This window comes from Globicatella sp. HMSC072A10, from assembly GCF_001811625.1.
GTDB lineage: Bacteria > Bacillota > Bacilli > Lactobacillales > Aerococcaceae > Globicatella > Globicatella sanguinis.
Genome location: NZ_KV805719.1, coordinates 1 through 6934, shown reverse-complemented (window position 1 = coordinate 6934; position 6934 = coordinate 1). Strand labels below are relative to the sequence as shown.

Here is a 6934-nt window from a genome sequence, read left to right as displayed (position 1 = left end):
CTCTAGATTAATCTTTTCATCCACTATCACACTCACCCAATGCTTCTTATTCATATGATAAGCTGGATAAAAAGTCTGATGGTCTATTAAATCAACGATTTGCAAAGGCGGTGCTTTAAGATTTAATACATCTACTATACCTGGCTGCTGTGAATCCAATAATTTATATGGGACGCGCATCATCAATCCATACCATTTTTGACGATTAGCTGTCTTCATTACATACAATTCTGGATGCTTAGCCCAAGGTGTCTCTAACTTTGTATTTAATTCAGCCCTAACAAAATCAAATACTATTTTTCGGAAATCCTTTAGTTGATAACACGATTCAATAACTTGATGCATCATTTCATCCACTTCAGAACGAATTTGATTAACAAAACTACCTCCCTCATCCTCGTTTAAATTGAAAGGCAAATACTCTAATCTTTCTGGCAATTCAAACACTGTTAACTTTATCTCATTATGATCGATTATAATTTGAACCTCAAAATCGGATGTTTTTAAAGGTTGATTGATTTCAAATGTTTCAGGTCCTGTTTTTTTAAAACCAAACTTAAGCGCTAAAGAAGGAATAAATTGTTTTTGTACGAGACTATCTAAATATCGCATGTTACCACCCCACAATCTTTCTAAAACTATTATAAATCATCTATTGTGAAAACTAAAAAATAAAGTTATCTATCAGGAATATTTAATCCGTGGTTCTTCAAATATGACTCTATTACGCAAAAAAGACTCGCAAAACCGCTGGGTCTTTCGAGCCTTTTAATCTCTTATTTAAGAATAAAACAATTAATCATGTGTATAATTATCAAAATAACCTTGAACTAATACAATCGGTGTCCCTTTATCGCCTGAACCACTCGTTAAATCACATAAAGAACCTAATAAGTCGGTAATACGACGAGGTGTTGTTCCTTCTGAATCCATTTGACCTACTAAACTTTGATCCTTTTCTTTGATACGCAACGCAATCGCATCTTTTAAATCTTGACCTGATAATTCACTGAATTCATTATCAGCTAAATATTTTAATTTTAATTCATTTGGCGTACCTTCTAAACCATCCGTAAAGGCTGGTGAAACAACCGGATCAGCTAGTTCCCAGATTTGTCCTACTGGATCTTTAAAGGCACCATCACCGTAAACCATCACTTCTACATGTTTACCTAATTTAGCAAGGATTTGGGCTTGGACATCTTTAACTAAATCGGTACATTCATGTGGGAATAGCTTAATACTATCATCTGTACTTTTATTTGATCCTAATAAGCCAAATTCAGCATTATAACCACTACCATCAATAGATTCAGTTAATAAATCATCCAATCCATAAACCGTCGCACCTTGTGCTTTTAAAATACGCTTAGTGCGTTGACGAGTATGCACATCACAGTTAATAACTTTATCAGTATAGTTCAAAATTTCTTTAGCATGATTCGCAAATACAAATTCTACCTCTGCTCCAGCTGCTGTCACAATTTCTGCATAATACTTAACATAGTCTACACCGGTGAATGGATGCAAGTTTTCGCCAAATAAACGACGATATTCTTCTAAATTCATTACGGTAGCATAAGGATCAATATTATGTTCTTCTAATTGATCTTCTGTTAATAATTGGTTTCCTACTTCATCTCTTGGATAAGATAACATTAAAACAACTTTTTTAGCACCTAATGCAATTCCTTTTAAAATCATTGAAAAACGGTTACGTGAAAGAATTGGGAAAATAACCCCCACTGTTTCGCCACCTAATTTTTGGCGAACATCTTTACTAATTGCTTCCACTGATGCGTAATTACCTTGACTGCGTGCGACGATAGATTCAGTCATTGCGATGACATCACGATCACCAATTTCAAAATGATCACTGGCAGCTGCCTCCAATACACTATCCACAACGATTTTCGCTAAATCGTCTCCTTGTCGAATAATCGGGCAACGGATACCACGAGCAACTGTTCCAACATTTCTTGCCATAAGCTTTTCACACTTTCCATTATGAATTTAGACGTTGATAGAACGAGCATAGCATTTGTTCTCTTATTCATTGTCCAGATACATCATACACTAAAAACGAAAGATAGAAAAGAAAATCTTTTATATTTAGAAAAATTTAGAAAAACACCTATGAAAACGCTATTGATAATTCGTGTTTTGACGAATTAATTGAGCCATTTCTTCTTCTTAATCATATACACTTCAAATATAACGATCCCAATGAAGACCATAATGATTATCGGATAGGATATAGGGGGTTCTAATTCAGGGATATGTTCAAAATTCATACCATACCATCCCGTCAATAAGGTTAACGGCGCAAAAACCGTTGTCACCACTGTCAATATCTGCATTATCCGATTTTGCTTATTAGAGACATCTGCGTTATAGATTTCACGCAATTGCATCACATACTCTCTTAAATCCAATGCATCATCTTTTAATCTTTTCGCATACTGGCTTAAATATTGTAATTTTTTTCGACTGATTGGCTTCGCAATGTCTTGAAAATACTCATCTAACAAATCGCAAAATTCAGATAATTGTTGATAGTAACGTTTAAATGCTAATAAATCTCTGCCATATCTATGAAACTCATGATCTAAATCAGGCTGATATTCACCATCATTATTTAACATCGCTTCTTCTTGCTGATCTAACTTTTCTTCAATTTCATCCAAATACTTTTCTTGTGAATAAATCATTTTTTCAATAATCATTAATAATACTTGAATCGGTTTCGTAAGCTCAATAGTATTTATTTCATTCGCTATTTGATTAAGCAAGTCTTTCATCCAATCATGCTCTTCAATAATAATGAATCTCGCATCATCTAAATAAAAATAACAAGATTGTTCGCTACGTTGCTGAATCTTTGGTAAAAAAAGGGCTCCATATGCATAATGAGACATATCATATATTTTAGTGTGTTTAACAGGCTTATTAAAATTTAAAAAATGGTTATCTTCCATAAGGTATTGATACTTATCGTGATACTCTTTTACGCCGATTATTTCAACGTTAACATCACTTAATTTTTTCGGTAATCCTTCCATGATTTTCCTCATTTCTACTGTTTAATAATGTTTTAGCGAGGCTGGGCATAAACTTGTTAAATTTAGTCAAGTTTATTGTTCGTTAATTGATAGCGCAGTGGTTGAATGGTCTCAAATGGCGTCTTAATTTAGCTGAAATTAATCTTGAAAAGTCCAGTCAAATTAATTTATAACGCAGTGGTTGAGTGGTCTCAATCTGCGTCTCTAGACTTGTTTGAGACCTACTCTACTTTGCGCGGGTGAACAAACGAAGCGAAAATCAATCGATTTTCAACTTCTTGAACACTCCCTATTATACTATATATATATGTGTGAGATGATAAACAAAAGTCTTGACTCTCCTATTAAGGGATGGTTTACACTATTAATATAAACATCAGTTGACTAGGAGGATTCATGATGAAATCAAATATTAATACACTGATTGCCTTTATTTTGAATTTAAGCTTTGCGATAATTGAATTTATCTATGGAGGAATTTTTAATTCTAGCGCTATACTAGCGGACGCTGTGCACGATACTGGTGATGCAGTAGCGATTGGGATCGCGGCTTTCTTAGAAAATTTTTCTAATCGTAAGGAAGATCATCAATTTTCTCTCGGATATAAACGATTCAGTTTACTGGGCGCGATGATTACAGCCCTTATTTTAATTATCGGTTCCTTTTTTGTTACCCTTAAAAATATCCCTAAATTAATTCATCCTGAACCCGTCAATTATAACGGTATGTTAATTTTAGGTCTCATTGCCATTATCATCAATTTTATCGCTAGTTATGTCGTCAGCCGTGGACAAACTAAAAACGAAGCGATCCTTGGTTTACATTTCCTAGAAGATATCTTAGGCTGGTTAGCTATTATAGCAGTTTCAATTATCTTACGTTTTACTAATTGGTATTTCTTAGACCCCTTGCTTTCACTCATGATTTCAATCTTTATTTTAAGCCGAGCTTTGCCACAATTTTGGACCAATTTGAAAATATTTCTTGGTGCGGTTCCTGAAGATATCTGCTTAAAAACATTAGAAAATGAAATAGCTCAACACGATAATATCCGATCCATAAATCAAATAAATCTTTGGTCGATGGATGGTCTTGAAAACAATGCCACTTTACATATTTGTGTCGATGATACTCAATTGATAGAAGAAACAAAACATGATATTCGTCATTTATTAGAACACCATCAAGTTTATAATGTCACGATTGAAATTGATTCTTCTTGTGAAGCACACGACTTACATAAACGTGATATAGAAAAAATATTCGCTAATCGCAAGGACCATACTCATAGCCATGGGCATCATCACCACCACTAAGTTTTAAGCTCAGTTATTTAGAAAATAAGAGCCCATTATCCCTCATAATTGAAACAACTTAAAATCTATTAAACTCTTTTAATACCTCATAATAAAGAGAGAGTTGGCGCGAAAGCATAAACTTTATAAATCCAGTTTGTTATTTTAAAGCACTGTGGTGCAGTGGACTTACTATGTGGAGGATGAACAGACGAAGCGAAAAAACATTCGATTTTCTATTTCACTCCCAGCTTTGCGGGGTGGGCAGACGTAGCGTAAATCATTCAATTTTCTACTTCTGGCCCACTCCCTCTCTTTTGTGTTATTTATAATTTACCTAGATTAATCTTCGATAAACTTATCCTCTTTTATTTGTGAGTACGGCAAAATTTTGGGCATTTCTTTTTGTTTTTCAGCAATAATTTTTTCCATCCACATAATGTGATACCAACGATTAAATTTATAGCCACAATAATGAAAAACACCTGCTTGTTGATAACCTAAGTGCTGATGAAAATCAACACTATTTTTTGATAGATACTCATCCTCATCATCCAGAAAAGCAATACAAGCATAAATATTTAAGATCCCCATCTCTTTTAAAGTCATTTCCATTTGTTGATATAATTGACGTCCGTAACCTTTTTTTGGTGTAGGACGGATCTAAATAAATTGAAATCTCGCAAGACCAATCATACGCTTGTCGTGCATTTAAGGGACTCGCATAAGCATAACCAATGATTTCTTTTTGCTCTTCCATTACTAAATACGGATAACGTTTTAAAACATTCGTCATACGTTCTTCAAATTCAAATACTGACGGCACTTCTAGTTCAAAAGTGATGGCAGTATTTTTCACATAATGAGCATAAATTGATGGGGTAAAGTAATGCGTCCAAAGCTAATTGACATGTCAGCTTGGCTTTTAATTGATGGGTGTAAGCCTAGGGATCCACCAATGATAAAGCTCACTTTGCTACTGCCATAAGTGGCATAATTGTCTAATGTGCTTGCTAAGTCTTCAGAAGAAATCAGCTTGCCTTCAATCGCCAAAACAATCACTTTGCGACTTGGATCCAACTTGGCCTGAATGCGTTCAGCTTCTTTGGCCAAGACCGCCTCTTCCTCAGCTAATCAATAATTTTCATAATTAAAGCGTTATAAATAAAAAATGTCAGTGAGAATTTCTCACCAACATTAAAAATTAAAAAGCAATTGAAAATAACCCCTTAAATGCAAAACATGAGATATCTTTAACTATATATTACTTAATATACATTATAAAATTCAACACGACCACTTGTGTCGGGTCTCATGAAGATAATCAACTCAAAGGTATAAGTAAAACCATTATGAGAAAATTGTCCTGTTGTATTATACATATCTCCACCTAATGAGTTAATATTATAGTCGTCATAACTCCATGGAAATTTAGCACCGGTAATCCGTTCGTTGTGTTCAACCGCTTGTTTAACAACTGACACAATCGCCGGATAAATATTATCAGCAATATTATCGTTATTATAAAAATTATTTGTATCCTCTTTAGTAGACTTCGCATTCTCATTACTTTCTGAGGGGGTATTTATCTTTACTTCTTTTTTTGATTTTTTTACTGATTTACCTTTTGGTTCTTCTATAACTTCATCTGAACTACCAAAATACTCAGTGAGAAAATCACTATCAAATCTTTCGTCGTCCTCAAGTAAAAATTGATAAATTATTATCTCCTTTTCCGAATCGTTACTAATTACGTAAAGCTCGTTCTCTTTCTTAATGTATAATCGCTTGTCCATCCCATCATCATTGGCCAAAAATATATCATCATACTCAGTTAGAGTAGGCACTGGTAAACTCCTGATTTCTGTCTCTTTTCCTTTCTCATAGAAACCATTGACTTCATTTGCCCCAATTATAAAACCATCTTTATTTTGATTACTGTCCACATAAGTTGAAGCAAATAATTTTTTTGCTTCTTCACTTTCAAGATATTCTTTAAAGTAAATTACAAGGTCTTTATCAATTTCAAAGTTCAAAAAATTTACAAATGATTTATAAGACATATGTTCCTCATTAATGTTTCCAGTACCAATATCTAATATAATATCTCCAAACAGATGCCATTCTTTTAACTCTGTTAATTCTTGAAGTACCGCAATACCATCAGGTGAAATTTCCTCTGTCAGATCATTTTTTTCAACTTTCTCCTCACTCTCGACAGAGACTGAACTCGCAAGCTCTTTTTTACTATGGTTTTCAGTAAATGAATTTAGAGTGATATATTCTCTATTATCTTCTTTAACAAACTTCACTAAATGTATAAAACTATCAGATGCAGTGAGATAAATTAATTCTTCACGCCCTTTAGGCTCTGGACTAACATACTCCAACTCAAACACTCCGCCATCAAAATCTAATACTGGCTTATATTGAATCGTTTCTTCAGGGTTAGTAATGAACAAATTGCCATCAGATTTCACTTCCAATTCTAGTCCGTTTTCTACATGCACATTAGGATCCCCAAAAAAATTCGCTGGCATGCCATGTTTATTGTATTCTAAAAAGGGGCCAAAAAT

8 protein-coding genes are annotated in these 6934 nt (G+C 33.7%); 1 reads left to right on the top strand and 7 read right to left on the bottom strand.

Features of this window, described 5'->3' with window-relative positions; genetic code table 11:
• The 3 genes from HMPREF2811_RS05315 to HMPREF2811_RS05305 all read right to left on the bottom strand — a co-directional run.
• The coding region (locus tag HMPREF2811_RS05315; RefSeq protein ID WP_071408417.1) for an MmcQ/YjbR family DNA-binding protein at positions 1 to 612 on the bottom strand (612 nt) is incomplete at its 3' end.
• A 183-nt stretch (positions 613 to 795) separates the two neighbouring features.
• The gene (locus HMPREF2811_RS05310) at positions 796 to 1986 is read right to left on the bottom strand and encodes a coenzyme F420-0:L-glutamate ligase (RefSeq protein WP_071408416.1); all 1191 of its coding nucleotides are present in this window, start codon (positions 1984 to 1986) and stop codon (positions 796 to 798) included.
• 185 nt (positions 1987 to 2171) lie between these two features.
• On the bottom strand, positions 2172 to 3062 hold the full coding sequence (locus tag HMPREF2811_RS05305) for a CorA family divalent cation transporter (RefSeq protein ID WP_071408415.1): 891 nt from the start codon (positions 3060 to 3062) through the stop codon (positions 2172 to 2174).
• Between the two features lie 399 nt (positions 3063 to 3461).
• On the opposite strand from HMPREF2811_RS05305, the gene HMPREF2811_RS05300 reads away from it, so the two are divergent.
• Entirely contained in the window at positions 3462 to 4379 is a 918-nt protein-coding gene (locus tag HMPREF2811_RS05300) for a cation diffusion facilitator family transporter (RefSeq protein WP_071408414.1), read from the top strand.
• Positions 4380 to 4700: 321 nt separating this feature from the next.
• On the opposite strand, the gene HMPREF2811_RS11925 is transcribed toward HMPREF2811_RS05300, so the two are convergent.
• From HMPREF2811_RS11925 to HMPREF2811_RS11400, 4 genes are all read right to left on the bottom strand, one after another.
• Positions 4701 to 4973, bottom strand: a complete 273-nt coding sequence (locus tag HMPREF2811_RS11925) for a GNAT family N-acetyltransferase (protein ID WP_371441402.1) — start codon at positions 4971 to 4973, stop codon at positions 4701 to 4703.
• On the bottom strand, positions 4909 to 5184 hold the full coding sequence (locus tag HMPREF2811_RS11920) for a GNAT family N-acetyltransferase (RefSeq protein WP_371441403.1): 276 nt from the start codon (positions 5182 to 5184) through the stop codon (positions 4909 to 4911). The genes HMPREF2811_RS11925 and HMPREF2811_RS11920 overlap by 65 nt, the downstream gene beginning before the upstream one ends.
• A 29-nt stretch (positions 5185 to 5213) precedes the next feature.
• Positions 5214 to 5471, bottom strand: a complete 258-nt coding sequence (locus tag HMPREF2811_RS05290; RefSeq protein ID WP_071408413.1) for a 23S rRNA (pseudouridine(1915)-N(3))-methyltransferase RlmH — start codon at positions 5469 to 5471, stop codon at positions 5214 to 5216.
• A 155-nt stretch (positions 5472 to 5626) separates the two neighbouring features.
• The coding region (locus tag HMPREF2811_RS11400; RefSeq protein WP_168164948.1) for a hypothetical protein at positions 5627 to 6934 on the bottom strand (1308 nt) is incomplete at its 5' end.

What these genes read in the sequence shown, in the direction of transcription:
- HMPREF2811_RS05305 (WP_071408415.1), bottom strand. Translation starts at nt 3,062, where the DNA reads ATGGAAGGATTACCGAAAAAATTAAGTGATGTTAACGTTGAAATAATC.
- HMPREF2811_RS05310 (WP_071408416.1), bottom strand. Translation starts at nt 1,986, where the DNA reads ATGGCAAGAAATGTTGGAACAGTTGCTCGTGGTATCCGTTGCCCGATT.
- HMPREF2811_RS05300 (WP_071408414.1), top strand. Translation starts at nt 3,462, where the DNA reads ATGAAATCAAATATTAATACACTGATTGCCTTTATTTTGAATTTAAGC.
- HMPREF2811_RS11925 (WP_371441402.1), bottom strand. Translation starts at nt 4,973, where the DNA reads ATGGAAATGACTTTAAAAGAGATGGGGATCTTAAATATTTATGCTTGT.